Source organism: Burkholderia sp. 567, from assembly GCF_040545115.1.
Lineage (GTDB): Bacteria > Pseudomonadota > Gammaproteobacteria > Burkholderiales > Burkholderiaceae > Burkholderia > Burkholderia ambifaria.
Genome location: NZ_JBEPLG010000001.1, coordinates 663707 through 688797, shown reverse-complemented (window position 1 = coordinate 688797; position 25091 = coordinate 663707). Strand labels below are relative to the sequence as shown.

Here is a 25091-nt window from a genome sequence, read left to right as displayed (position 1 = left end):
AACCGTGCGCAACGCCGGCCAGCCCAGCCTAGCCCTTCGTCAGTCCGTCACCTTCCCTCTTCCCGACTTCACCGCGCTGCGACGTGACTTGTGTTCGAGCCGCCGCTCCTTCGATGCGCGCGTCGGGCGTGTCGCGACCCGCGCACGCGGCGTGTACGCGACGCTGCCGATCAACGCATCGAGCCGCGCGAGCGCCGCGTCGCGGTTCTTCTCCTGCGTGCGGTATTCCTGCGACTTGATCACGACGATGCCGTCGCGCGTGATGCGCTGGTCGGACAGCGCGAGGAGCCGCTCCTTGATGACGGGCGGCAGCGACGACGCGCGAATGTCGAAGCGCAGGTGAATCGCGCTCGACACCTTGTTGACGTTCTGTCCGCCGGCTCCCTGCGCGCGCACGGCGGTCCATTCGACTTCGGCCGGATCGAGCGTGTAGCGGATCATCATCGCGACGGCTCCTTGCGACGCCGCGCGAGCGCCTCGTCGACGCGGGCCGCGAGGCCCGAATCGCGTTGCGTGCGCGTCGCGACCGCTTGCGCGAGCACGCGCCGCGGGCCGATCACCTGCACGCGCGTGCGCGCGCGCGTGACGGCCGTATAGACAAGTTCGCGCGTGAGCACGCGCCCGAACGATGCCGGCAGCACGAGCGCGGCCTCGTCGAATTCGGAGCCCTGCGACTTGTGGACCGTCAGCGCGAACGCGGTTTCGTGCGGCGGCAGCGCGGCGGGCGACACGGCGCGCGCGGTGCCGTCCGCGCGCCGGAACCACACGCGCAACACACCGTGCGCGTCCGGCAACGCGATGCCGATGTCGCCGTTGAACAGCCCGAGCGCATAGTCGTTACGCGTGACCATGATCGGCCGTCCCGTGAACCAGTGTGCGCCGACCGCGAGCGGCACGCGCGCGGCATGTCGCACGTGCGTGGCCACCAGCGCATTGACGTGCTCGGCGCCGCGCGATCCGGTGCGCGTCGCGCACAGGATCCGGAAACGGTTGAGCGCATCGAACAGCGGCAATGGGTCAGGCACCGGCTCGGACAACGCGGTACGCAATGCGTCGAGGTACGCGCCGAACCGGCGCGCGAGCCGCTCGACCGTCGACGCCGCAAGCGTATCGCCCGCGTCGTCATGAAACGACGCGGCAGCGGCATCGTCCGTCGGCAACGCATCGAGCGCGGCCTGCACGTCCCCGCGGCGGATCGCCAGCGACAGGCGGCCGATCGGCGAATCGAGACCGAAACGGTAATTGCGTTCGAGCCACACGACGCAGTCTGCAAGCGGTGCGGGCGCGGGTGACGCTGCGGCGTGGTCGTCGGGTTGCGTTGCGACGGCCGATGCAAGCGAGGTATTTGCCGCATTTGCCGCATTTGCCGCATTGGCTGCATTTGCCGCATTGGCTGCATCGGCTGCATCGGCCGGATCGAATGGCGCGAGCTCGATCGCGTCGAGCCACGCTAGGTCCTCGGCTTCGATCCATGCAGGATCGGCGGAAGCGCCGATACTGTCGATGTCGGTCGGCCCGGGCGCCGCGGCTGGCAACGACACGGCCGGCGGCACGACATCGGCAGCGGACATTGCTTCGTCCTGCGGATCGTCGTCGAACAGCGACGCCTGGCGCGTATCCACGTTCCGTCGCGCCGGCGGCTTGCGCGCGGCGCTCGTCGACACCGGCGCGGATGCCGGAGCTGGCGCTGAGGCCGGAGCTGGAGCGGGCGCCGCAACCGCCGCCGCCTCGCCGTCCGGCACAGGCAACGCCGCGACGAAAGCCGCTTCGTCGATCCCGAGCGCACCCGCGATGCGCGTGCGTGCCGCGGCGGTAAACGTCGGCCGTGCGCTGAGTTCGGCGAACACGGCGCCGGCCTCGACCGCGGCGAGCTGATCCTTGTCGCCCAGCAGCACGAGCCGTGCGCCGGGCGCGAGCGCATCGAGCAGATGCGCGGCGAGCGCGACGTCGATCATCGACGCCTCGTCGACGACGATCAGGTCATACGGCAACGGATTGTCGCGGTGATGGCGGAAGCCCGCCGCTCCGCCGCCGCCCAGCAGGCGATGCAGCGTGTACGACGTGTCGGGCAGGCGCGCGGCGAGTTCCGGCGGCAGGTCGCCCGCCCGCGCGTGCAACGCTTCCTGCATCCGTTGCGCGGCCTTCCCGGTCGGCGCCGCCAGCGCGATCCGCAGCCCCGGATGCGCGTCGAGCAGACAAGCCAGCACCCCGACGACGGTCGTTGTCTTGCCGGTGCCGGGGCCGCCGCTGACGATCGTCACGCGCCCTGTCAGCGCAACGATCGCCGCGACGCGCTGCCAGTCCACCTCGCCGGTCGCGGGCCCGAAGTAACGCGCAAGACTGTCGCGCAAGCGCTCGGGCGACAGCGCGTCGCCCGGTGCGGCGACGCCGGCCTGCGCGACGAGCGCATCGGCGAGCCGCCGTTCGTAGTCGAAATAGCGCGACAGATACAGATGGTCGAGCCGGTCGACGATCAGCGGCCGCTCGTCGCCGCGCGCGAGCGTACCGAACGCCACCACGCCGCTCGCGGCAAGCGCCGCGCGCACGTCGTCGACCGGCTCCTCGTAGCGCTGCGCGAGCGCGCCCAGCGACACGCACACGTGGCCGCCCGCGGTCGCCCGGCTCGCCGCGAACGCGGCACGCGCCGCCCAGCGTGCGGCCACGGCCGGCGCACCCGCGCGGCGCGACAGGTCGCCCATGCGGCGCGCGAATCCTTCCGCGAGCGCGATGCCGAAATCCGCGGGCTCGGGCAGGCGCGCGACGAGGCCGCCGGTGAATTCGAGCGTATCGTCGGACGCGTTCATGCGCGGCCCCCTTCCATCATCCGGTCGAGTGCGTCGACGAGTTCGCGCGCGGGCCGCCGCGCATGCACGCCGGCCGGTTCGCCGCCGCTGCGCCAGTCGGGCCGCACGCCACGCACGAACAGGTACAGGTAGCCCGCCATATGCGTGTCGTAGTCGTAGTCGGGCAGCCGCCCGCGCAGATAGCGATGCAGCGCGACCGTATAGAGCAGCGCCTGCAGGTGATACGCGTGATCGGCCATCGCGACGTCGAGCGCGCGCGGGCCATACGCATCCGGCGTATTGCCGAGATGGTTCGACTTCCAGTCGACGATCCAGAACCGGCCGTCGTGTTCGACGATCATGTCGATGAAACCCTTGATGAAACCGGCGAGCATGCCCGAGTCGAGCGCCACGTCCGGATAGCCGTGCGCCACCAGCAGCCGGCGCAGCGTGCCCAGCTCCAGCGACGGCGCCGGGAACAGGAAACCCATTTCGTCGAGCCGCCTGGCGGGGTCGAGATCCGCAAGCCGCATGCCCGGCACGAGCTCCGTACGCACGACATCGTCGACGAGCCGCGCCATCATCGCCGGCAGACGCGTCGCGAGTTCGGGCTCGGCCTCGACCGGCCGGTCGTGCAGCGCGCCGAGCGCTGCCTGATGCCACGAATCGGGCTCCGTGAAGCGGCTGAGTTCGAACAGGCGGTGCAGGCACTCGCCCGCTGCCGCACCGCGCGGAAACCGGAGGATGTCGTCGTCCGGCGGCTCGGTAGCGATCGTGTCGACCGCGACGAACGCGCCGTCCGGCGTCACGGCGGCTAGCGCATCGTGATCGGGCCGAAGCTCGTCGTCCGGCACGACCGCGACGCCCGCCTCCTCGCGCGCCATCGACGCCGTCAGCGAACTGAAGCTCGCCATCCGCCACGCGTCGCGCAGCACGCGCGTCGCATGGCGTGCCGCGAGCGTCTGCGTTGCATCGTGGCCGGCCGCGAGCCGTTCGCGCCGAGCCGGCACCGGCAACGGCGCAACGCTCACGGGGCCGCCGGCCAGCGCTTGCCACGCCGCGTCGAGCACCGCTTCGTCGGGCGGCTCGTCGAGCCACGCGTCGAACGACTGGCCGGCGCCGGCCACGAGCCAGTTCAGCACGCTGCGCCGTGCCTCGCGGGTCGAGCGCGACGACAGATAAGGCCCGGCGACGAGATAGCACCGATACACCGCGCGCGTGAGCGCCACGTAGACGAGCCGCGCGCGTTCCGCCGCCTGTTCGCGCAGCGCCTGGCGCGCGGCATGCTCGGCGGCTTCGTCGTCGCACCCGTAATGCAGCACGGCGTCGCCCGCGTCGTCGTGATACTCGCGCGCGTCCGGCAACCCCGACGCGGGCGGCTCGCGCAGCCCGCCGTCGTTCAGGAACGGACAGAACACGACCGCGTATTCGAGGCCCTTCGACTTGTGCACGGTCACGATCTGCACGAGGTTGCGGTCGGATTCGAGGCGCAGCTGTGCCTCCTCGCCGCCACCGTCGAGCCGTTGCGCGGCGAGCCAGCGCAGCGTCGGCGCGATGCCGGGCTGCGCGGACGCGCGCGCCTGCGTCAGTTCGGCCAGATGGTTGATGTCGGTCACGCGGCGCTCGCCGTCCGCGCCGGCCATCAGCCGCTCGGCGATGCGCAGCTCGCGCGTGAACGTGCGCCACATCACCGCGAAGCCGCGTTCGCGCCACAGCAGCCGATAGCGCGAGAAGCGCTCGACCCAGCTCATCGCGTCCGCGCTGTCAGCCGCTTCGCGCGACGCGTCGCCGTCGCCCTGCTCCATCCGCCACAGCGCACCGGCATCGAGGCCGAACCAGTCAGCGGCCAGCGCCGAGCGCAAGCGCCGCAAGTCGCCCGGCGCGTCGATCGCCGCCAGCACGCGCTCGAGCTGCTCCGCATCGCCGGTCGAAAACACCGACGCCTGCGCGAGCTCGACGCTGCCGATACCCCACGTGGCGAGCACGCGCTTCACGAGACTGCCCTGCCGGTGCGTCTGCACCAGCACCGCGATGTCGCCCGGCGACAGCGGCGTATCGCCGAGCCGCGCATGGCCCTCGCGCGCGCCGCGCATCAGCCGGGCAATCTCGGCCGCGCATGCCTGCGCGGCCTGCGCCTGCGCATCGCGCTTGAGCAGCGTGCCATCGCCGCCCGGCAGCGACCAGATCCGGAAATCGCCGGCCGGGCCCGGATCGGTTGCGTCGACGAACCGTGCGCGCACGCGCGTGCCGGCGCGCACCGCGTAATAGTCGAGCCCGTCGAGCACGAATGCGCGTGGGTTCGACATGAAGAAGCGGTTGCACGCGTCGACGATCGCCGGCGTCGAGCGCTGGTTGACCGCGAGCGTATAGCACGCGCTCGCGCTTGCCCGTGCGGCGAGATAGGTATGCAGATCCGCCGCGCGGAAGCTGTAGATCGCCTGCTTCGGGTCCCCGACGAGAAAGAGCGGCCCGCCCGGCGCGAAGATCCGGTTGAAGATCGCGAACTGCAGCGGGTCGGTATCCTGGAATTCGTCGATCAGCGCGGCCGGATAGCGCGCGCGCAGCGTCTCGGCGAGCCACGGGTGCGCGTGCAGTGCGTGATACAGGTTCGCGAGCAGGTCGTCGAACGACACGACGCGACGCGTACGCTTGCGTTCGGCCAGCTCGCCCGGCGCGGTGTCGAGCCAGTCGGCGATCAGCGCGAGCCAGCGGGCGCGCTGCGTGGCCTCGGCCGCGGCCACCGCCGCTTCGAGCGCGTCGGCCACGTCGAAGAACGCGTGCTCGGGGGTCACGCCGCCCTTTTTCGTCGCCTTCGCGAGCGCGGTGCGCGTGAGCTTGAGCGCCGCCTTCGGCAGCGCGGCCGCGGCATCGCCCTGCGCGAAATGCGCGCTCCACGCGGCGAGTGCATCGGCGAGCGCGTCGGGCTTGTGCGAGCGCTGGTTGAGCGCGGGCTGCGCGGCGCGCAGCAACGCGTCGATCGCATCGCGCTCGTCGGCCCACAGCCGTGCCGCCTCCGCAAAGCACTCGGCGGCAGCGGCCTCCGCCGATTCGTCCGGTTCGACGACGCCGTCCCAGCGCAGCGCGGCGAGCGGCTTCTTCAACCGGCGCGCAAGCTGGGCGTCGAGCGCGGCCGGGCCCGCGCCCGAATCGACGAGCCACGTCGCGAAGCCGGGCCAGCGCGCGGCTATCGGTTCGACGCGCGTGCGCCAGAAGTCCGCCGCGAGTTCGAAGCGCAGCGCCGCATCGTCGGCCTGCATGTCGAACGCGAACGGCATCGCTGCCGCGAACGGCGCTTCCTGCAGCGCACGCTGGCAGAACGCGTGGATCGTGTGGATCGCCGCCTGGTCGAATGCACGCAACGCGCGCCGGATCCGCTTCGCGGCGGTCTCGGGGTCGAGCGTGCCGGCGTCACCGAGTGTCGTCTCGAGCAGGCGCGCGACGAACGGATCGCCGCCGTCGTCACCGGTATCGAGTGCATGCGCGAGCTGCGCGAGCCGCCCGCGGATCCGCTCGTGCAGTTCGGCGGTCGCGGCCTTCGTGAAGGTCACGACGAGGATTTCGTCCGCGCCGAGATCCTTCTCGAGCAGCAGCCGCACGTACAGTGCGCAGATGTTCCACGTCTTGCCGGTACCGGCCGACGCCTCGATCTGGTTGACGCCGTCGAGCGGGCACGCGAACACGTCGAGTTCGAGCGCCGCCTGCGGCTGCGATGCGGCGCTCATGCGATCTCCTTCAGATGTTCCAGCATCGGCTCGAACACGAGTCGCGCAAGTGTGCCGAACGGCTCGTCGAGCGACGGATGGGCGCCGCGCCACGCGATCGCGATGGCCGGGTCGTCGGCTTCGCTCACCACGCGCTCGTTGATCCAGACGCTCGCGGCCTTCGCCTCGCCGTCGGAAACGCGTGCCCATGCGCTGCGCGGGAAAAATCGCAGCGGCATGCGCCGCCCCGCGCGAAACAGCGCGGCAAGCGGCGCGAGACGCTCGAGCGGTGCAGCGACCGGCGTGAGTTCGAACGCGCCGCCGCTGCCGAACCACAGCGTGCGGCGCGGGCCGTCGGGCTCCACCGCGCAATAGACGAGGTGCGCAAGCCACGCGGACAGGTAGTCACGCGCGCTCGGCCGCGCATAGCGATAGATGATCTGGCCCGCCGGCGTCAGCCGGTTCAGCGTGCCGTGCAATTCGAGCCGCGCACTCACCGCGTCGCCCGACAGCATCGCGTCATCGGCGCCGAACAGCGCCTGGTCGGTGTCGGGCCATGCGGGCGCGATCGCGATCGTAAACGGCCGCCGCTCCATGCCGTCGGCCAGCGCACGACGCACGTTCGACGCAAGCTGCATCATCGAGCCGAGCGCCTGGTCGCGCCAGACGGCACCCGTCGCGCCGCCGGGCAGTTCGGGGCTGGCGTCCGCGATGCGCAGCGCATGATCGTGCACGCCGCCTTCATCCGATTCGATCAGGAGCGGCAGCACGCGCTCGGCGAGCGCGTCGCTGCCGGCGAAGTCGAGTGCGAACGGCTCCGTGTCGAGCAGTTCGGCCTGCGCGTCGGACAACACGATGCCGAGCCGCGCACGCAGCAGCGCGCGCGCCGGATGCCGCCAGAAACGTTCGAATTCGCTGAATGCAACGGGCTCGACCGGCTCGGCCGGCAGCGGCTGCGCGAAGAACGGCTGCTCGCGCGTCGCGTCGCGCGCGGCTTCGGCCGCCAGCAGCGACGCGAGCGTCGCGCGCTCGGCGTCGTACGACGCCAGTTCGCTACCGAGCCGGAAATACTCGGCCGCGAACGGTTGCAGCGGATGCTCGACGATGAACGCGCGCCGCGCGGCATCGACGGCGCCCGGCGCGGTGTCCGCGCCGGCCGTGACGAGCGCGAGATGGTCGAGCAGTTCGTCGACGAGCGCCGCGGGCGGCAACGGCGCGTTGTCGCGAATGCTTCGCCCCGTATAGGCGATCAGCAGCCGGTCGCGCGCCGCGAGCAGCAGATCGAGAAACAGGTTGCGCTCGTCGTCGCGGCGCTGGCGGTCGCCGAGCTTCGGCAGGACGGCCATCAGGTCGAACTCGTCCGCGCGCGCGAGGCTCGGCAGCACGCCGTCGTCCATGCCGAGCAGGCACACGACGCGGTACGGCAAGCCGCGCAAGCTCGTCAGCGACGAGAACGTGACGCCGCCCCACGGCACGCCGCCGCGCGCCGGATCGTCGAGCGCGGCTGTCAGCCCCGCGCGCACGACGGCCGCGGGCAACGCCTCGTCGGGCGCGCCTTCGGTCATCGCGGCGAGCATCGCGTCGAGCGCGTCGCGCACGCCCGCGAGCGCATCGGCATACGCGGCGCCGGAATCGAAGAAGCGCGCGAGGGTGTCGGCGAACAGTTCGCTCCATGCGCGCGGCGTATGCGCGCTGGCGAGCCGCCGTGAAAAGCCATCGAGATCGTCGGTAAAGCGCGCGAGCCGGCCGAGCAGTTCGGCCTCGCTGCCGGTGGCCGCCTCGATCGGCAGCCACGCGCCGACGGGTGCCGCGCCTTCGGGCATCGCATAGCCGAGGAAGAGCCGCGCGAGCGCATCGGAGAATGTATGGCGCGGCGCCGGCACCGCCGCATCGTCGCTCGCCGTCGGCGACAGCCCGCGCCGCGCGCCGGCGGCCGCGAGCCAGGTCTGCACCGTCTCGAGCGCGGCGGCGTCGATGCCGTAACGGGCCGCGACCGCGTCGACGCGCAGCCATTCGACCAGCTCCGGCGCGCCGACCTGCCGCTCCGGCAACGCGAGCCATTCGAGCAGCACGCGCGCGACCGGGTTCGCCTGCGACGGCGGCAGGCCGGTGATCCGGTAAGGCACGCGCGCGCCGCCGGCGCCCGCCGTGCCGAACACCGCATCGATCAGTGGCCCGGCCGCCGCGAGATCGGCGACCGCCACCAGCACATCGGACGGCTGCAGCGTCGCGTCGGCGTCGAACCACGCGAGCAGGCGGTCATGCAGCACCTCGAGCTGACGCGCGAGACTGTGGCACACGTGCACCTCGATCCCGCGCTCGGCCGGCGCTTCGCCGAGTTCGGCCTCCGGCTGCAGGTCGAGGATCGCGTTCTGCACGCGCGCGAGCCAGGTCGGCGCGGGATTGCCGACGAAGCGCGACGCGTCGCCCAACGCGGCGCTTTCGGTCAGTTCATGCAGCATGTGCAGCTGCGCCTGCGTCTGCCGGCCCCACTCCGCGAGCAACGGATGGCCGACTTGCTGGTAGTCGAGCCGGCCGGCCGCATCGAGCGCCTCGGCATGCGCGGCGGTGACGATGTCGAACCAGAATTCGCGGCACGGGTTGAGCGCATAGACGCGCACGTCGATCCAGCGCGACAGCTCGCGCAGCAGCGCGACGTGCAGCGGCGGCATCGTCGGCAGCGCGAACACGCTGACCGATTCCGGCCAGTCGGCGCGAGCGACGGTTTCGGCATCGAGGTTGCGTGCCTCCACGAGGAACCGATGCGCGGGCGGCGTGCCGCTGTCGCTCAGCTCGGCGAGCAGCGCGCGCCACAGCGCGGCCTGCCAGTGCTCGTCGTCGCGTGCGGCATCGCTGATCCCGCGCGGCGCGGCGTCGCCCGCGAGCACCGACTCGCCGGCCTGCCACGCGGCCAGCCATTCGGGCCGATAGGTCAGGTAATGATCGAGCACGGCCGCGACGCGCTGCGCAAGCTCGTAGCGCATCGCATCGTCGGACGCGGACAGATACGCGGCCAGCCGCGGCGACGCGAACCACGGCGCGCCGCCCGCGGCCTGCGCGAACAACCGGTAGCAGCGCCACACGAGGCGGTCGGGTGCAAACGGCGAACGCGCGGGCACCGTCAGTACGCGGCCGATCTGCGCCCACAGCCACTGCGCGAGATACGTGAACTCGACGTTCGCGCACACGCCGTGGCGCGCGGCGATGTCGAGCTCGAGCCGGCGGCGCAGCGCCGCGCTCGGCACGATGACCTGCTGCGGCGCCCACGGGCCGTTGCGGGCCGGGAACGCGGCGAGGTCGTCGAGCAGTGCGTCGGCGAGCGTTTCGTGACGGTTCGAATAGAAGAGATGGAGCATCAAGCGGGTGTCGAAGCGTCGCGCCGGCCGGGCCGGGCGAACAGAAGCACCAAGGATAGCAAAAGGACCGTCACCACGAAGCTCGGCCGAACGGCCAGGTTTTGCGGACCGCGAAATACGATAGACTCGTCGCCAGTCAATACGCCGCCCCGGCGTCTTCGTCTGTCATTCAGCCCATCGATGCGCTATTCGGTCGAAATCAGAAAGTTTCTCTACAGCCAGTACTTTTTCGGCGGCCTGCGGATCGCGGTCGGCGTGTCGCTGCCGGCCGTGCTGTGCCTGATCGTGTTTCACAACCGCGAGCTCGGCTTCACGATCTCGACCGGCGCGCTCGGCGCGTGCGTCGTCGACATGCCGGGCCCGCTGAAGTACAAGCACAACGAAATGCTCGCGTGCAGCGTGATCGGCTTCCTGGCCGCGCTCGCGACCGGCCTCGCCACGCCGAACATCTTCGGGCTGTGGCTGACGATCGTGCCGCTCACGTTCGTGCTGTCGCTGATCGTCGTCTACGGCAACCGCTGGCCGCAGATCAGCTTCGCGACGCTGTTCATGATGGTGATGACGCTCGAGGAGAAGTTCACGCCGCTGGAGGCGTTCGTCAACGCGGGCTGGATTCTCGCGGGCGGCCTCTGGTACACGTACTGGGCGACGTTCGTGTCGCAATGGCAGGCGCGCCGGATCGAACAGCAGGCGCTGGCCGAAAGCCTGTTCGCCTGCGCCGACTACCTACTCGCGCGCGCGCAGTTCTACGATCTCGACGCCGATCTCGACGAGTGCTACCGCAACCTCGTCGCGAAGCAGATCACCGCGGTCGAAACGCAGGAAACCGCGCGCGACATCGTGCTGCGCAATCTGCCGAAGCTGCGTCGCGGCAAGCTCGATCCCGGCCGCGCGACGATGTACAACCTGTTCATCAACAGCGTCGACCTGCACGAGCTGTTCGTCGGTGCGCACACCGACTATCCGCTCGTGCGCAACACGTTCGGCGGCTCGGATCTGATCATCTTCTACCGTGACCTGATCCGCAAGGCAGCCGCCGATCTCGAGCAGATCGGCCTCGCGGTGCTCGAAAACCGCGCGCCGCATTCGCGAATCAGCGTGAAGGCCGAACTGCGCGCGATCGAGTACGAGATCGAGCTGATGCGCAAGAAGAATTTCCCGGCCAGCAATGCGGAAGCGTACGCGGCGGTGCTCGCGACGTTCCGGCGCATCTGGAGCGCGACGCGCCTGATCGACCGGATGCGCCGCAACCTGTCGGGCCATGCCGACCCGCAGCAGATGGAACTGAAGATCGACAAGGCGCTCACGCGCTTCCTGCAGCGGCGCCGGATGTCGCCGCTGCTGATCTTCTCGAACCTGAACATGCGCTCGCCGAGCTTTCGCCACGCACTGCGCGTGACGATCGCGGTGGCGGTCGGCTTCTGGCTCGGCCGGCTGCTGCCGCTCACGAACGCATACTGGATCGTGATGACGACCATCATCATCCTGAAGCCCGGCTACTCGCTCACCAAGCAGCGCAATGCGCAGCGTATCGTCGGCACGCTGATCGGCTGCGCGGCGAGCATCGCGCTGATCTACACGGTGAAGGAGCCGCACCTGCTGATCGCGATCATGTTCGGCTCGATGGTGATGAGCTACAGCCTGCTGCTGTTCAACTACGCGGCGAGCGTCGTGTTCACGTCGTCGTACGTGCTGCTGATGTTCCACCTGCTCGCGCCGGGCAGCATGCGGATCATCGGCGAGCGCGCTATCGACACCGTGGTCGGCTGCATGATCGCGATCGCCGCGAGCCGCCTGTTCCCGTACTGGGAATACCGGCTGATGGGCAAGCTCGTCACCGACATGCTGACGTCGACCCGCAAGTATTTCGAGGCCGTGTGGCGCGCCGGGCGCGGCGCATCGCCGCCGCCCGTGCCGACCGCCGACGGCGCGGCGGTCGTGCCGGTCGTCGCCGCGGCGATCGAAGCGCCCACCACCGCCCTCGACGACGACTACCGCTACCGCCTCGCGCGCAAGGACGTGCACATCGCGTTCGCGAACCTCGGCCAGGCGTTCCAGCGGATGATGATCGAGCCGAAGGCGCACCAGCGCTTCGTGCCGGAGCTGAACGACCTGCTCGTGCAGACGCACGTGCTCGGTGCGCAGATCACCGCCGCCGCGCCGCTGATCCGCAGCGCGTGCGCGGCCGACGAGAGCCTCGTCCACGACGACGCGCTGCACCGCGGCCTGTCCGCCGTGCTGGAGAACCTCGAGAAGGCGGAAGCCGGCGAGCCGCCGCCGGCCGACCAGCTCGATGCGACGAAGCAGATCACGCGCGAGCTCGACGCGATGGTCGTGTCCGCGGAAAAATCCGACGCGGTGGGCGCCGAGCTCACGCACGACCTGAAGGTGCTCGCACACCAGTGCAAGCAGATGCTCGCGTCGTCGCTGCTGATCCGCAAGGACGCGAGCGTCATCCGCCTGCCTGCATGACCGCATGACGTCGTTCCCGCCGCCGGCCGGCCGCGCATGCAAGCGGGCCGACCGGCGGCGCTCCACCGCTTCCCCGCTCCCGCAATACCGTTCCGCAGCATGACCCGCCCGTCCCACCCGGCCCGTGCGCGCGCCGCGCGTTTGTCCCACCCGCGATTCAACCGGTTGCGCCAGTCAGGGAATACCCGATTCCGGTCACATGGCCGGGCTTGTTATCATTCGTTCACATTCAAGTTGTATAGACAACTTGAGCCGACCGGGCCAGCCCTGCTCGCCCGGTCCGTCGCATAACGATATCGGAGACTCGATGAAGAACCTGCAGCGCCACCTGAGCGCACGGCACATCCGCTTTCTCGCGCTGGGCTCGGCGATCGGCACCGGCCTGTTCTACGGCTCGGCATCCGCGATCCAGCTCGCGGGCCCGGCGGTGATCCTCGCCTACATCCTGGGCGGCGCGGCCGTCTACATGGTGATGCGCGCGCTCGGCGAGATGGCCGTGCGCGAACCCGTCGCCGGCTCGTTCGGCCACTACGCGACCGAAAACCTCGGCCCGTTCGCCGGCTTCGTCACCGGCTGGACCTACACGCTCGAAATGGTGATCGTCGCGATCGCCGACATCACCGCGTTCGGCATCTACATGAGCTTCTGGTTTCCGGACGTGCCGCAATGGATCTGGGTGCTCGGCGTCGTCGCGGTCATCTGCGGGCTGAACCTGTGTCACGTGAAGGTGTTCGGCGAGCTCGAATTCTGGCTGTCGATCATCAAGGTCGGCGCGATCGTCGCGATGATCGGCGGCGGCGTCGCGATCCTGCTGACTGGCATGCACTTCGGCCATTCGGCCGACGTGCCGACATTCGCGAACCTGTGGAACCATGGAGGCTTCTTCCCGAACGGGATCGGCGGGCTGATCGCGTCGCTGTCGGTCGTGATCTTCGCGTACGGCGGCATCGAGGTGATCGGGATGAGCGCAGGCGAGGCGAAGGATCCCGAGCGCGTGATTCCGCGCGCGATCAACGCGGTGCCCGCGCGCATCCTGCTGTTCTACGTGCTGACGATGGTCGTGCTGATGTCGATCAGCCCGTGGACCGGCGTCGGCAGCGACGGCAGCCCGTTCGTGCAGATCTTCTCGGCGCTCGGCGTGAAGTCGGCCGCGACGATCCTCAACCTCGTGGTGATCAGCGCGGCGATCTCGGCAATCAACAGCGACATCTTCGGCGCGGGCCGGATGATGTTCGGGATGGCGCGGCAGGGCCAGGCGCCGCGCGTGCTGATGACGACGTCGCGGCACGGCGTACCGTGGGTCACGGTGCTCGTGATGGCCGGCGCGCTGCTGGTCGGCGTGGTGCTCAACTACCTGATGCCGAAGGACGTGTTCCTGGTGGTCGCCGCGATCGCGACGTTCGCGACCGTGTGGGTGTGGCTGATGATCCTGCTGTCGCAGGTCGCGATGCGCCGTCGCCTGTCGAGCGCGGAAGTCGCCGCGCTGAAGTTCAAGGTGCCGCTGTGGCCCGTCGGGCCCGCGCTGACGATCGCGTTCATGGGTTTCGTGATCGTGATGCTCGGCTGGTTCGATGACACGCGCGTCGCGCTCTACGTCGGCGCGGGATGGCTCGTGCTGCTCGCGGTCGTGTTCTACGCACGGATCCGCCCGAAGTTCGCGCCTGCGTCACGTTGACGCACGACTGACCTTCCCATGCGGCGCGCCGGGTCCGGCGCCCGCGTCTGTCCCGGCGCGACGCGGCGCATTGCGCGTCGTCCGCCGCTTCCCCGCTCCTCCCACCTGTCTCGCACGTCGCTTGCACCCCGAGCCCGCCGGGCCGCAGCGATCATGCCGGCCGTGCCGGCGTCAGTGCGACGCGGCGCTCGCAGCCTCGGCCGGATGGGCCTCGTCGCCCGCCGCTCCCCCTGCTGTTCCCCACACGTCGCTTGCGCCCCAAGCCAACCAGGCCGCAGCGATCATGCCGGCCGTGCCGGCGTCAGTGCGACGCGGCGCTCGCGGCCTCGGCCGGATGGGCCTCGTCGTACGCGTGCTTCTGCGAGATCGCGTTGTACGCGATCGTCCCGATCACGAGCAGCACGGCCACGACGATCAGGATGCTCACGTTGCGGACAGGGTTCTTCTTGCGCTGATCGTTCATGGTCAGTCCGGCTCCGTCGAATTCGTTGAAGCGGGCATTCTACGCGCTTGCGCCCGCGCCGCGACGCGCCGTTACGCCCCTCTCATCCCGCCTTCCACCCCGCTTTCCACCACCTTTCATTTGATAATCATTCCCATTTCGATCTAGAATCGAAAGTCTTTCGTTTTGTAATGTTTCGGGTCGCTCGGGCGGCAGGCACGCCCCGGAACGCCTCTTCGTCCGCCTGCCTCACCGGAGTCTCCATGTCGAATCCGCGCACCCGCCTGCTGCCGCTCGCCGGCGCCCTTGCCGTTGCCGCCGCCGCGTTCGCGCCGCTGGCCCACGCCGCCGAGGAAGTGAGCCTGTACACCACCCGCGAACCGAAACTGATCCAGCCGCTGATCGACGCGTTCACGCAGCAGAGCGGCGTCAAGGTCAACACGGTGTTCGTGAAGGACGGCCTGCTCGAGCGCGTGAAGGCGGAAGGCGCGCAGTCGCCGGCCGACGTGCTGATGACGGTCGACATCGGCAACCTGCTCGACCTCGTCGACGGCGGCCTCGCGCAGCCGGTGCGCTCGAAGGTGCTCGACGACGCGATTCCCGCGAACCTGCGCGGCGCGCAGGGTGACTGGTACGCGCTATCGCTGCGCGATCGCGTGCTGTATGTGGAGAAGGACCTGAAGGTCGACGCGTTCCGCTACGAGGATCTCGCCGATCCGAAATGGAAGGGCAAGGTCTGCATCCGCTCGGGGCAGCATCCGTACAACACGGCGCTCGTCGCGGCGATGATCGCGCACGACGGCGAGGCCGCGACCGAAAAGTGGCTGCGCGGCGTGAAGGCGAACCTCGCGCGCAAGGCGACGGGCGGCGACCGCGACGTCGCGCGCGACATTCTCGGCGGGATCTGCGACGTCGGCCTCGCCAACGCGTACTACGTCGGTCACATGAAGAACGCGGAGCCGGGCACCGATGCGCGCAAGTGGGGCGACGCGATCAAGGTCGTGCGGCCGACGTTCGCGAACGCGAAGAGCGGCGGCACGCACGTCAACATCAGCGGCGCGACGGTCGCGAAGCACGCGCCGCACAAGGCCAACGCGGTGAAGCTGCTCGAATACCTCGTGTCGCCGCAAGCGCAGGCGCTCTATGCGCAGGCGAACTACGAATACCCGGTGCGCGCGAACGTGAAGCTCGATCCGGTGATCGCGAGCTTCGGCACGCTGAAGGTCGACCCGCTGCCGCTGACCGACATCGCGAAGCATCGCAAGGCGGCCAGCCAGCTCGTCGACAAGGTCGGCTTTGACAACTGATGCATCGTTCGTCCGCGCGCGCCGCCGGCCGTTGCGTTCGCGCGCGGGCAGCCTCTGGCTCGGCGCGGCCGTCGCGATTGCCGCGGCGGTCGCGGCGCCGCTCGCGGTGCTGGTCGCCGCCGCGTTCGGCGCCGATCTCGCGCACTGGAAGCATCTCGGCGCCTTCGTGCTGCCGCAGGCGCTCGCCAATACGCTGCTGCTGCTCGCGGGCGTCGGCGCGATCGTCACGGTGGTCGGTACCGGCTGCGCATGGCTCGTCACCGCGTACGACTTTCCCGGCCGCCGGATACTGACCTGGGCGCTGCTGCTGCCGCTCGCGGTACCCACCTATATCGTCGCGTTCGCGTATCTCGACCTGCTCCACCCGATCGGCCCCGTGCAGGGCGCGATCCGCTGGCTGCTCGGCTTCGACAGCCCGCGCCAGTTCCGCCTGCCCGACCTGCGCTCGCTGCCCGGTGCGATCTTCGTGCTCGGCTTCGTGCTGTATCCATACGTGTACCTCAGCACCCGCGCGATGTTCGTCACGCAGTCCGCGAGCCTGCTCGAAGCCGCGCGCACGCTCGGCGCGGGACGTATCGCGACATTCTGGCGCGTCGTCGTGCCGCTCGCGCGGCCCGCGATCGCCGTCGGCGTGAGCCTCGCGCTGCTCGAAACGCTGAACGACATCGGCGCGTCGGAATTCCTCGGCGTGCAGACGCTGACCGTCTCGGTCTACACGACGTGGATCACGCGCTCCGATCTCGCCGGCGCCGCGCAGATCGCGCTCGCGATGCTCGCGATCGTCGTCGGCATGATCGTGCTCGAACGCTATGGGCGTCGCCGCCAGCGCTACGCGCACGGCCGGCGCATGCGTCCGCTCGCGCCGCGCAAGCTGACCGGCGCGGCCGCGTGGAGCGCCGCCGTGGCCGGCTGGCTGCCGGTGCTCATCGGCTTCGGCGCGCCGGCCGCGTACCTCGCGGTCGAGACCGGCAAGCGGCTGCATCTCGTCGGCGGCGTGTCGGCGCAATTGCTGACCGGGCTCGCGAACACGCTGACGATCGCCGCCGCCGCGACCGTCACCACCCTTGCCTGCGGGCTCGTCGTCGCCTGGTCGGCACGCGCGCGGCGCGACAGCGCCCATGCGGGCCCGGCCCGCGTGTGTGCACGCATCGCGAGCCTCGGCTACGCGGTGCCGGGCACCGTGCTCGCGATCGGCCTGCTGATCCCGTTCGCGGCGGCCGACCGGCTGCTCGGCGCGGCGCTCGGCCGCGACGGGCTGCTGTTGATGGGTTCGGCGGCCGCGCTCGTGATCGCGTACACCGTGCGCTTTCTCGCGATCTCGACCGGCAGCATCGAGGCGGGCCTCGCGCGCATTCCGCCGTCGCTCGAACAGGCCGCGCGCTCGCTCGGCGAGACGGCCGGCGGCACGCTGCGCCGCGTGCACCTGCCACTGCTGCGCCCCGCGCTCACGACGAGCGCGCTGCTCGTCTTCGTCGACGCGATGAAGGAGCTGCCGGCAACCCTGCTGCTGCGCCCGCTGAATTTCGACACGCTCGCGACCTGGCTGTACGCGGAAGCCGCGCGCGGCACCTATGAGGAAGGCGCGGTCGCCGCGCTCGCGATCGTGCTGGCCGGGCTCGTGCCCGTGATCCTGCTCGCGCGCACCCGTCACAAGATCGGAGCCTGACATCGTGAACCTGCTCGAACTCGACGACCTCTGCGTCGCCTACGACACGCCGCACGGCCGCCGCACGGTGGTCGACGGGCTGAGCCTCGCGCTGCCGCGCGGCGACATCGGCTGCCTGCTCGGCGCCTCGGGCTGCGGCAAGACCACCGTGCTGCGCGCGATCGCGGGCTTCGAACCCGTGCGCATGGGGCGCATCGTGCTGGACGGCACGCCCGTCGCGGCGCCGTCGCTCGACGTGCCGCCCGAGCGGCGGCGCATCGGGATGATGTTCCAGGACTATGCGCTGTTCCCGCACCTGAGCACGGCCGACAATGTCGCGTTCGGCCTGCGGCGCATGCCGAAGGCCGAGCGGCGCACCCGCGTCGCGGACATGCTCGAACTCGTCGGTCTCGCCGATGCAGGGCACGCGTATCCGCACGAACTGTCGGGCGGCCAGCAGCAGCGCGTCGCGCTCGCCCGCGCGCTTGCGCCGTCGCCCGAGCTGCTGCTGCTCGACGAGCCGTTCTCGAATCTCGACGTCGATACGCGCGAGCGGCTCGCGTTCGAGCTGCGCGACATCCTGAAACGCACGGGTCATACCGCGATCCTCGTCACGCACAATCAGGCCGAAGCGTTCGCGATCGCCGACCGGATCGGCGTGATGAAGGATGGCCGGCTCGCGCAATGGGACACGCCCTACGCGCTGCATCATCATCCGGCCAGCCCGTTCGTCGCGGAGTTCGTGCGCAGCGACGCGCTGGCGGACGAACGCGCCCGGGCGCTGGCGCGTGGCCGCTAAGCGTGATGACGAGGGCGGCGTGCTCTGTGCGCGCCCGCCGTACCGCGCTACGCCGGTTCGGACAGATCGCGCACCGGCAGCGCGGTCGAATACTTGATCTGCTCCATCGCGAACGACGAGCTCACGTCGAACAGCGGCACCGCGCGGATCAGATGCTTGTAGACGCGATCGTAATCGTCGATGCCGGCCACCACGACCCGCAGCAGATAGTCGGTCTCGCCGCTCATCCGGTACACCTCGACGACTTCCGGCATGTCGCGCACGGCCTGCGTGAAACGCTGCGCCCACTCCTCGGTGTGCTGGTTCGTCCGAATCGCGACGAACACGGTCGTGCCGACTCCAAGCTTGCGTGGATCGCACAGCGCGACCTGCGCGCGGATCGCGCCGGTTTCCTTGAGCCGCTGCACGCGCTTCCAGCAGGGCGTCTGCGACAGGTTCACGCGCTGCGCGAGTTCCGCGATCGGCAATGTGGCATCTGCCTGCAACAGCTCCAGCAGCTTGCGATCGATGGCATCCATTTCCCCAGTCCTTCGTAGATAGAAATTTTTTCTATACATCGTGCATGACGGGGAACGATATGGAAACCGCTGCGCGGCGTCGACCGGGATAAATACCAATCAGCGAGGGATACGCGCGCGATGTGCGGAATGCCGCGCGCAGCGGCCTTGTCGATGAGCGGCCGCTCAAACGAAACAGGCGATCCCGCCCGTCGAGGTGGAATCGCCTGAAGCTCGTTGCGACCGCGTGGGCTGCCGGGCGCTTACGAATGCTCACGGACGTTCACGGAAAACGCGCCACACGCGCGCCGCCTCGCCGTGATGTCGCGATATCGCTCAATACGCGACCGTCGCGATCTCGCGCACGAAGCTGTCTTGCTCGAGCGCGTCGACGAACGCGACCGCGTAGTCTTCCGCCGAGATCTGGCTGTTGCCCTGCGCGTCCACGATCAGCTTGCCGACGCCCGTGCGGAACGTGCCCGTGCGCTCGCCCGGCGCGATCATGGCGGCCGGCGCGAAGAACGTCCAGTCGAGATCACCGACCGTTTGCAGATAGTCGAGCGCATCGCGGTGCGCGAGCGCGACGGCCTTGTACGCGTCCGGGAAGCCTTCGGTGTCGACCAGCTGCTTGCCCGGCGCGACTTCGAGCGAACCGGCGCCGCCCACCACCACGAGCCGCTTCAGGCCCGCCTGACGCGTGCCGGCCACCAGCGCCTTTGCCGCCGCGACGACCTTCGCGGCATCATCCTGCTTCGGGCCGTACGCGCTCGCGACGACGTCGTGACCCGGCAGCGCGGCCGCGATGCTCGCCGCATCGAACAGGTCGGCCGCCTTCGCGACGATGCCGTCGGCGGACGCGCCCGGGTGGCGCGACAGCGCGGTCACGCGATGGCCGCGGCGCGCGGCTTCCGCGGCGATGCGCGAACCGATCATCCCGGTGGCGCCAAACAGTGCGATGTTCAGGGTACGTTGCGTCATGTCGATTCTCCAGAAAGAAAAAGTAACTAAAGTGATTACATATAAGACCGAAAAAAAACGGAGCGAAACTCCGTCGTGTCGGCCGCCGCGCGTGCGCGTCGCCCAGCCTCCTGCCCTGCATCATCCGTCCCCTGCGCTTAGCCGCCGGCGCTTCCCGCGGGCCGGCTGCGATGCTCCGATTCGAGCACGTCGGCCGTGACGTCCGCGAGGGTGCGCGTGGCAAGCGATGCTTCCATCGCGCGCTGCGCGTCGCCGATGTAGTCGATCAGCACGCCCTGGATGTGCCGCCCGACGAGACACGCGGGATTCGGCGCCTCGCGATGCAATGCGAACAACTGCGCATCGTCGACCGCGCGATACACGTCGAGCAACGTGATCTCACCCGGCTCGCGCGCCAGCAGCGCCCCGCCGCCCGCGCCGAGCTGCGACGTGGTCAGCCCCGCGGCCGCCAGCATCGACAGCAGACGACGAATCAGCGCCGGATTCGTGTTCACGCTGCCCGCGATGATGTCGGACGACAGCGGCGCGCCTTCCTGCATCGACAGCAAGGCAAGCACGTGAACGGCAAACGCGAACCGGCTGCTGGTATTCATTGCTCACTCACCTGGCGACGCCGGCCCGAACCGCAGCCGGCGACAATGTGTAACCACTATAATTACATTTCACGCATTGCGCAAGTGCCGGGTTACTCGCCGCTGGCAGGCTTCGCACCGGATGCATTCTGCTGGCTCCACTGCTGCAGCTTCTTGCCGGCTTCCGCCATTTTCGCGCCCGCTTCGGACGCCGCATGCGCGACGACCGCGGAAGCGGCCGCATCGAGCTGCGCCTGCGCGGCGGACGCGAGACCGCTCGCGGACAGCGGCGGCACGGCCGAGGCCGCGCTCGCGATGCCGGCCTTCGCGGCATTGAGCTGCTGGTTGACGGTGCTCGCCACCTGGTCGAGCGCCTTGGCCGCGCTGTTGGCGGCGTCGGTGGCCGCGCTCGCGGCCGTATCGGCTTGCTGGGCCGGCGTGCCGGACTTCTCGCAGCCTGCGAGCAACAGCAGCGCACCGACGGCCGCGGCCGCCAGCACGAACCCGGGCGCGCGACGCGCCCGCGAAGTCTTCATCTTCATCAGCAATCTCCGGCCGTGCAGTGCACGGCCTGAATGGTTGGACCGATGCCGATGATACCGCTTGTGGAACAGGGCCACCGACCACTCCCGCTTAAAAATGCCTTTCAATTTCGGACTCGTCTGATTCAATCGCACGCGCGCCGACACTAAAGTGGGCAGCCTTCCATCCGCTCCGTCCGCTTCCCGCTTCTCCATGGCTTTCCTCATCGACTGGTTCATCGCGCTGGCCGCCGTGCTCGCCGCCACCCTGTTCCTGTGTCTTCGCTCGCCGTCCGCGACGCGCCTGCGTGCCGTCGGGCGTGCGCGCCGCGTGGCGTGCGCGCGCCTGCTCGTTCAAGCGGTGATCGGCTTCTGGACGGCCGCGCTGATCGTCGCGCAAGGCATCCTCGGTCCCGACGGCGACGGCCAGTCGCACGCGGGCGTCGCCGCGCTCACGTTCGCGGCACTCGGGCTCGCGGCCGTCGCCGCCTACTGGTGCGCATGCGCGCTGCGGCTGCGGCGGCCACGGACGCTGTTCGCGCGCCGCTGACGCGCCAGACCGGTGCATCGCGGCACATCACGCCGCCCCGCGCCGCGCGTCGCACGCACCAGTTGCGCACGTTTCGCACCACGCGCGTGCATCGGGTGCGCTCCTCTCGCCGCATCCAGCCCGCCCCGCGACTGTGCATGCTTCACCGGAATGCCGCGCCGCGCGGCCTTTCGCACCATTTGCACGCAGCGATTCACCAAGTTGGCTCGATACTTGCATTCCTCGCGCATTTTTTGCGCAAGGAAGCCACGGCATGGATGGTCTGAAATCCGGCGTCGATACACTGTTCCTGTTGATCGGCGCCGTCATGGTGCTCGCGATGCACGCGGGCTTTGCATTCCTCGAACTCGGCACGGTCCGCAAGAAGAACCAGGTCAACGCGCTCGTGAAGATCCTGGTCGACTTCTCGGTGTCGACGCTCGCGTACTTCTTCATCGGCTACACGATCGCGTACGGCGTCGAGTTCTTCGACGACATCGGCACGCTGTCGCAGCACAACGGCTATGCGCTCGTGCGCTTCTTCTTCCTGCTGACGTTCGCGGCGGCCATCCCCGCGATCGTGTCCGGCGGCATCGCGGAGCGCGCGAAATTCAATCCGCAGCTCGTCGCGACGCTGATCATCGTCGGCTTCATCTATCCGTTCTTCGAAGGGATCGCATGGAACGACCGCTTCGGCGTGCAGGACTGGCTCACGCATGCGTTCGGCGCGCCGTTCCACGATTTCGCGGGCTCGGTCGTCGTGCACGCATTCGGCGGCTGGGTCGCGCTGCCGGCCGTGCTGCTGCTCGGCGCACGCCACGGCCGCTATGCGAAGGACGGCCGGATCGCCGCGCATCCGCCGTCGAACATTCCGTTCCTCGCGCTCGGCGCGTGGGTGCTCGCGGTCGGCTGGTTCGGCTTCAACGTAATGAGCGCGCAGACGCTCGACAAGATCAGCGGCCTCGTCGCCGTGAACTCGCTGATGGCGATGGTCGGCGGCACGCTCGCCGCGTGGATGGCCGGCCGCAACGATCCGGGCTTCACGTACAACGGCCCGCTCGCGGGCCTCGTCGCGGTGTGCGCGGGCTCCGACGTAATGCACCCGATCGGTGCGCTCGTCACGGGCGCCGCGGCCGGCGCGGTATTCGTCGCGATGTTCACCTGCGTGCAGAACAAGTGGCGCATCGACGACGTGCTCGGCGTGTGGCCGCTGCACGGATTGTGCGGCGCGCTCGGCGGCGTCGCGGCCGGGGTGTTCGGGCAGCCCGTGTTCGGCGGCCTCGGCGGCGTGTCGTTCGTGTCGCAGCTCATCGGCACGCTCGGCGGCATCGCGATCGCCACCGCGGGCGGCACGCTCGTGTATGGCGCGCTGAAGGCCACCGTCGGGCTGCGCCTCGATCGCGAAGCCGAATTCGACGGCGCCGACCTGTCGATTCACCGCATCTCGGCGACGCCCGAGCGCGATTGAACACCATCCAGCACGAAACCGGCGTCCGTCAGCCCACCTGACGGACGTCATTACGTTTTCGATTCAAAAAACTTTCATCTAGCGTCCCTACACTTCGGTCCAGTTTTCAACTTGCCTTCGCCTTGCTTGCCGAGAGCCTGCTTCGCGACGGCCATTCTTCCAACATCTGAAACTGGACTCCACATGCCCGCGTTGCCCAATGCTTCCCGTCGTCAGGCCCTGAAGATCCTCGCCGGCGCGCCCATGCTGCCCCTCTCCGGCCTCGCGCTGCCGGCTCTCCTGACCGGTTGCGGCGGCGACGACAATCCGACGGCGACGCCGGCCGCCGCCGCGTACACGTCGGCGGCGTTCTCGGCGATGGCGGCGCCCTCGCTCGACAACGCGGCCGCGATGGCCACGACGACGGTCGGCTCGACGCTGTCGGTGTCGTTCTCGGACGGCTCGTCGCGCAACTTCAAGCTCGCGTACCGGCCGTTCTTCGTGACGGGCGACATGGTGCCGGACGGCAAGGGCGGCACGACGCTCGCGGGCGGCTACTACGACATCAACAACCAGCCGATCATCGACCGCTCGGTGGCCGGCAAGGAGCGCCAGTTCTATTCGGACTGCCCGGACGGCAGCTCGCTGCTGACGCTGAAGAACGCGAACGTCGCCGGCGTGAAGGGCAACACGGTGTTCGCGGTCGTGCAGTTCGAATACACGACGCGCGACCAGGCGAGCGCATCGCAGTACGGCCAGCTGCCGTCGCCGATCGCGGTGATCACGCTCGACCAGGATCCGTCCAGCGGCGCGCTGAAGGTCGTCAAGTACCACAACGTCGACACGTCGAGCGCGCACGGCCTGTGGATCACCTGCGGCGCGAGCCTGTCGCCGTGGGGCACGCACCTGTCGAGCGAGGAATACGAGCCGGACGCGACGAAGGCCGCGACCGACGCGCAGTTCAAGGCATTCAGCAAGAACACGTTCGGCGACGAGACCAAGGCGAACCCCTATCACTACGGCCACCTGCCCGAGATCACGGTGAACCCGGACGGCACCGGCACGGTGAAGAAACACTACTGCCTCGGCCGCATCTCGCACGAGCTGATCCAGGTGATGCCGGACCAGCGCACCGTGATGATGGGTGACGACGCCACCAACGGCGGCCTGTTCATGTTCGTCGCCGACAAGGCGGCCGACCTGTCGGCCGGCACGCTGTACGTCGCGAAGTGGACGCAGACGTCGTCCGCCGGCGCCGGCAGCGCGACGCTGACGTGGATCCGGATCGGCCACGCGACGAGCAGCGAGATCGAGACGCTCGCGAACACGCTGAAGGCGTCGGACATCATGGACCTGACGACGACCGACCCGAACGACGCGAGCTACACGAAGATCCACTTCGGCGGCAAGTTCAACTGGATGCGCGTGAAGCCGGGGATGGAAAAGGCGGCCGCGTTCCTCGAGACGCACCGCTATGCGGCGCTGATCGGCGGCAGCATGGCGTTCACGAAGCTCGAGGGCACGACGGTGAACGCGAAGGACAAGATCGTCTACACGGCGATGTCGCGGATCGAGACGTCGATGGTCAAAGGCAATGCGGTGTCGCGCGACGTCGCGGTGGACAAGAAGATCGCCGCGGGCGCCGTCTATGCGCTGAACCTGAAGGCCGGCCAGCGCGACACGTCGGGCGGCGCGATCGACAGCGAATGGGTGCCGGTCGACATGGCCGCGCCGGCGGCGCTCGTCGGCGAGGACCTCGCCGCGGCCGACGCGCTCGGCAACCTCGCGAATCCGGACAAGATCGCGAACCCCGACAACCTGAAGTTTTCCGAAAAGCTGCGCACGCTCTTCATCGGCGAAGACTCGGGCATGCACGTCAACAACTTCCTGTGGGCGTACAACGTCGACACGAAGTCGCTCGCGCGCGTGCTGTCGTGCCCGGCCGGCGCCGAATCGACGGGCCTGCACGCGGTCGACGAGATCAACGGCTGGACCTACGTCATGAGCAACTTCCAGCACGTGGGCGACTGGGAGACGCCGCTGCACGACAAGGTCAAGCCGACGCTCGACCCGCTCGTGCGCGCGAACTACAAGGACCGCTTCGGCGCCTGCGTCGGCTACCTGACGGCCGAGCCGACCAGCATCAAGCTCGCGAAGGCCTGAGCGGCCGGGGGTCTTGACCGGCCCCCTTTCTCTTCATCACGTTTCATTCGTCGGCGCTCCACGCCGGTTCATGCGCGATGCCCAGTGCGGGCGTCGCGCTTTTTTTTGCGCGCACGCCGCACTGACGCCATTCGCCGCCCTGCTCACAACGGGCATTGGAGGTCGCCCTCCTCCCAGGAACACCTTCATCGTCATTCAGAACAA

17 protein-coding genes are annotated in these 25091 nt (G+C 69.4%); 8 read left to right on the top strand and 9 right to left on the bottom strand.

The genetic code is table 11. The annotated features are described in order from the left end of the window. Positions 1-39: 39 nt before the first annotated feature. The 4 genes from arfB to recC are packed head-to-tail and all read right to left on the bottom strand — an operon-like array spanning position 40 to position 9840. A complete protein-coding gene (gene arfB / locus ABIC50_RS03250) occupies positions 40-444 on the bottom strand; it encodes an alternative ribosome rescue aminoacyl-tRNA hydrolase ArfB (RefSeq protein WP_012363478.1) in 405 nt (134 codons plus the stop codon). Next, complete coding sequence (locus ABIC50_RS03245) at positions 441-2804, bottom strand: AAA family ATPase (RefSeq protein WP_354161527.1); 2364 nt, start codon at positions 2802-2804, stop codon at positions 441-443. Before ABIC50_RS03245 ends, arfB begins: the two co-directional genes overlap by 4 nt. Next, positions 2801-6505 (bottom strand): exodeoxyribonuclease V subunit beta, encoded by a 3705-nt coding sequence (gene recB / locus ABIC50_RS03240; RefSeq protein WP_354161524.1) that lies wholly within the window; start codon positions 6503-6505, stop codon positions 2801-2803. The genes ABIC50_RS03245 and recB overlap by 4 nt, the downstream gene beginning before the upstream one ends. Then, positions 6502-9840, bottom strand: coding sequence for an exodeoxyribonuclease V subunit gamma (gene recC, locus ABIC50_RS03235; protein WP_354162167.1), 3339 nt, complete (start codon positions 9838-9840; stop codon positions 6502-6504). The genes recB and recC overlap by 4 nt, the downstream gene beginning before the upstream one ends. A gap of 180 nt (positions 9841-10020) precedes the next feature. On the opposite strand from recC, the gene ABIC50_RS03230 reads away from it, so the two are divergent. Next, complete coding sequence (locus ABIC50_RS03230) at positions 10021-12312, top strand: FUSC family protein (protein ID WP_354161521.1); 2292 nt, start codon at positions 10021-10023, stop codon at positions 12310-12312. 307 nt (positions 12313-12619) lie between these two features. Next, positions 12620-13987 carry an amino acid permease gene (locus tag ABIC50_RS03225; RefSeq protein WP_011656430.1) on the top strand — a complete coding sequence of 456 codons (1368 nt, stop codon included), beginning with the start codon at positions 12620-12622 and terminating at the stop codon, positions 13985-13987. Positions 13988-14288: 301 nt separating this feature from the next. Here ABIC50_RS03225 and ABIC50_RS03220 read toward each other — a convergent pair whose 3' ends face one another. Further along, positions 14289-14450: a hypothetical protein gene (locus tag ABIC50_RS03220; RefSeq protein WP_006754390.1), complete on the bottom strand. Its 162-nt coding sequence runs from the start codon at positions 14448-14450 to the stop codon at positions 14289-14291. A 242-nt stretch (positions 14451-14692) separates the two neighbouring features. Between ABIC50_RS03220 and ABIC50_RS03215 the strand changes: the two genes are divergently transcribed. The 3 genes from ABIC50_RS03215 to ABIC50_RS03205 are packed head-to-tail and all read left to right on the top strand — an operon-like array spanning position 14693 to position 18180. Then, positions 14693-15736, top strand: coding sequence for a Fe(3+) ABC transporter substrate-binding protein (locus ABIC50_RS03215; protein ID WP_175706135.1), 1044 nt, complete (start codon positions 14693-14695; stop codon positions 15734-15736). Continuing rightward, positions 15726-17402: an ABC transporter permease gene (locus ABIC50_RS03210; protein ID WP_354161518.1), complete on the top strand. Its 1677-nt coding sequence runs from the start codon at positions 15726-15728 to the stop codon at positions 17400-17402. Before ABIC50_RS03215 ends, ABIC50_RS03210 begins: the two co-directional genes overlap by 11 nt. A 4-nt stretch (positions 17403-17406) precedes the next feature. After that, positions 17407-18180 carry an ABC transporter ATP-binding protein gene (locus ABIC50_RS03205; protein WP_334041458.1) on the top strand — a complete coding sequence of 258 codons (774 nt, stop codon included), beginning with the start codon at positions 17407-17409 and terminating at the stop codon, positions 18178-18180. A gap of 47 nt (positions 18181-18227) precedes the next feature. Here the strand turns inward: ABIC50_RS03205 and ABIC50_RS03200 are convergent, their stop codons facing one another. From ABIC50_RS03200 to ABIC50_RS03185, 4 genes are all read right to left on the bottom strand, one after another. Next, on the bottom strand, positions 18228-18698 hold the full coding sequence (locus ABIC50_RS03200; RefSeq protein WP_354161515.1) for an Lrp/AsnC family transcriptional regulator: 471 nt from the start codon (positions 18696-18698) through the stop codon (positions 18228-18230). Positions 18699-19013: 315 nt separating this feature from the next. After that, a complete protein-coding gene (locus ABIC50_RS03195; protein ID WP_175656001.1) occupies positions 19014-19655 on the bottom strand; it encodes an NAD(P)-dependent oxidoreductase in 642 nt (213 codons plus the stop codon). A 137-nt stretch (positions 19656-19792) separates the two neighbouring features. After that, positions 19793-20248: an Rrf2 family transcriptional regulator gene (locus tag ABIC50_RS03190; RefSeq protein ID WP_006754319.1), complete on the bottom strand. Its 456-nt coding sequence runs from the start codon at positions 20246-20248 to the stop codon at positions 19793-19795. Between the two features lie 92 nt (positions 20249-20340). Further along, complete coding sequence (locus tag ABIC50_RS03185; RefSeq protein WP_165751135.1) at positions 20341-20769, bottom strand: BCAL1086 family glycoprotein; 429 nt, start codon at positions 20767-20769, stop codon at positions 20341-20343. A gap of 193 nt (positions 20770-20962) precedes the next feature. On the opposite strand from ABIC50_RS03185, the gene ABIC50_RS03180 reads away from it, so the two are divergent. From ABIC50_RS03180 to ABIC50_RS03170, 3 genes are all read left to right on the top strand, one after another. After that, the gene (locus tag ABIC50_RS03180; protein ID WP_175698588.1) at positions 20963-21298 is read left to right on the top strand and encodes a hypothetical protein; all 336 of its coding nucleotides are present in this window, start codon (positions 20963-20965) and stop codon (positions 21296-21298) included. Positions 21299-21551: 253 nt separating this feature from the next. Further along, positions 21552-22745, top strand: coding sequence for an ammonium transporter (locus ABIC50_RS03175; protein ID WP_138848016.1), 1194 nt, complete (start codon positions 21552-21554; stop codon positions 22743-22745). 183 nt (positions 22746-22928) lie between these two features. Further along, positions 22929-24887, top strand: coding sequence for a PhoX family protein (locus tag ABIC50_RS03170; RefSeq protein ID WP_354161512.1), 1959 nt, complete (start codon positions 22929-22931; stop codon positions 24885-24887). The last annotated feature ends 204 nt before the right edge of the window (positions 24888-25091 follow it).

Excerpts from the sequence above, each read along its gene's own strand:
- ABIC50_RS03185 (WP_165751135.1), bottom strand. The coding sequence starts at position 20,769 with ATGAAGATGAAGACTTCGCGGGCGCGTCGCGCGCCCGGGTTCGTGCTG.
- recB (WP_354161524.1), bottom strand. The coding sequence starts at position 6,505 with ATGAGCGCCGCATCGCAGCCGCAGGCGGCGCTCGAACTCGACGTGTTC.
- ABIC50_RS03180 (WP_175698588.1), top strand. The coding sequence starts at position 20,963 with ATGGCTTTCCTCATCGACTGGTTCATCGCGCTGGCCGCCGTGCTCGCC.
- ABIC50_RS03175 (WP_138848016.1), top strand. The coding sequence starts at position 21,552 with ATGGATGGTCTGAAATCCGGCGTCGATACACTGTTCCTGTTGATCGGC.
- ABIC50_RS03195 (WP_175656001.1), bottom strand. The coding sequence starts at position 19,655 with ATGACGCAACGTACCCTGAACATCGCACTGTTTGGCGCCACCGGGATG.
- ABIC50_RS03225 (WP_011656430.1), top strand. The coding sequence starts at position 12,620 with ATGAAGAACCTGCAGCGCCACCTGAGCGCACGGCACATCCGCTTTCTC.
- arfB (WP_012363478.1), bottom strand. The coding sequence starts at position 444 with ATGATGATCCGCTACACGCTCGATCCGGCCGAAGTCGAATGGACCGCC.
- ABIC50_RS03215 (WP_175706135.1), top strand. The coding sequence starts at position 14,693 with ATGTCGAATCCGCGCACCCGCCTGCTGCCGCTCGCCGGCGCCCTTGCC.
- ABIC50_RS03220 (WP_006754390.1), bottom strand. The coding sequence starts at position 14,450 with ATGAACGATCAGCGCAAGAAGAACCCTGTCCGCAACGTGAGCATCCTG.
- ABIC50_RS03230 (WP_354161521.1), top strand. The coding sequence starts at position 10,021 with ATGCGCTATTCGGTCGAAATCAGAAAGTTTCTCTACAGCCAGTACTTT.
- ABIC50_RS03200 (WP_354161515.1), bottom strand. The coding sequence starts at position 18,698 with ATGGATGCCATCGATCGCAAGCTGCTGGAGCTGTTGCAGGCAGATGCC.
- ABIC50_RS03245 (WP_354161527.1), bottom strand. The coding sequence starts at position 2,804 with ATGAACGCGTCCGACGATACGCTCGAATTCACCGGCGGCCTCGTCGCG.
- recC (WP_354162167.1), bottom strand. The coding sequence starts at position 9,840 with ATGCTCCATCTCTTCTATTCGAACCGTCACGAAACGCTCGCCGACGCA.
- ABIC50_RS03190 (WP_006754319.1), bottom strand. The coding sequence starts at position 20,248 with ATGAATACCAGCAGCCGGTTCGCGTTTGCCGTTCACGTGCTTGCCTTG.
- ABIC50_RS03170 (WP_354161512.1), top strand. The coding sequence starts at position 22,929 with ATGCCCGCGTTGCCCAATGCTTCCCGTCGTCAGGCCCTGAAGATCCTC.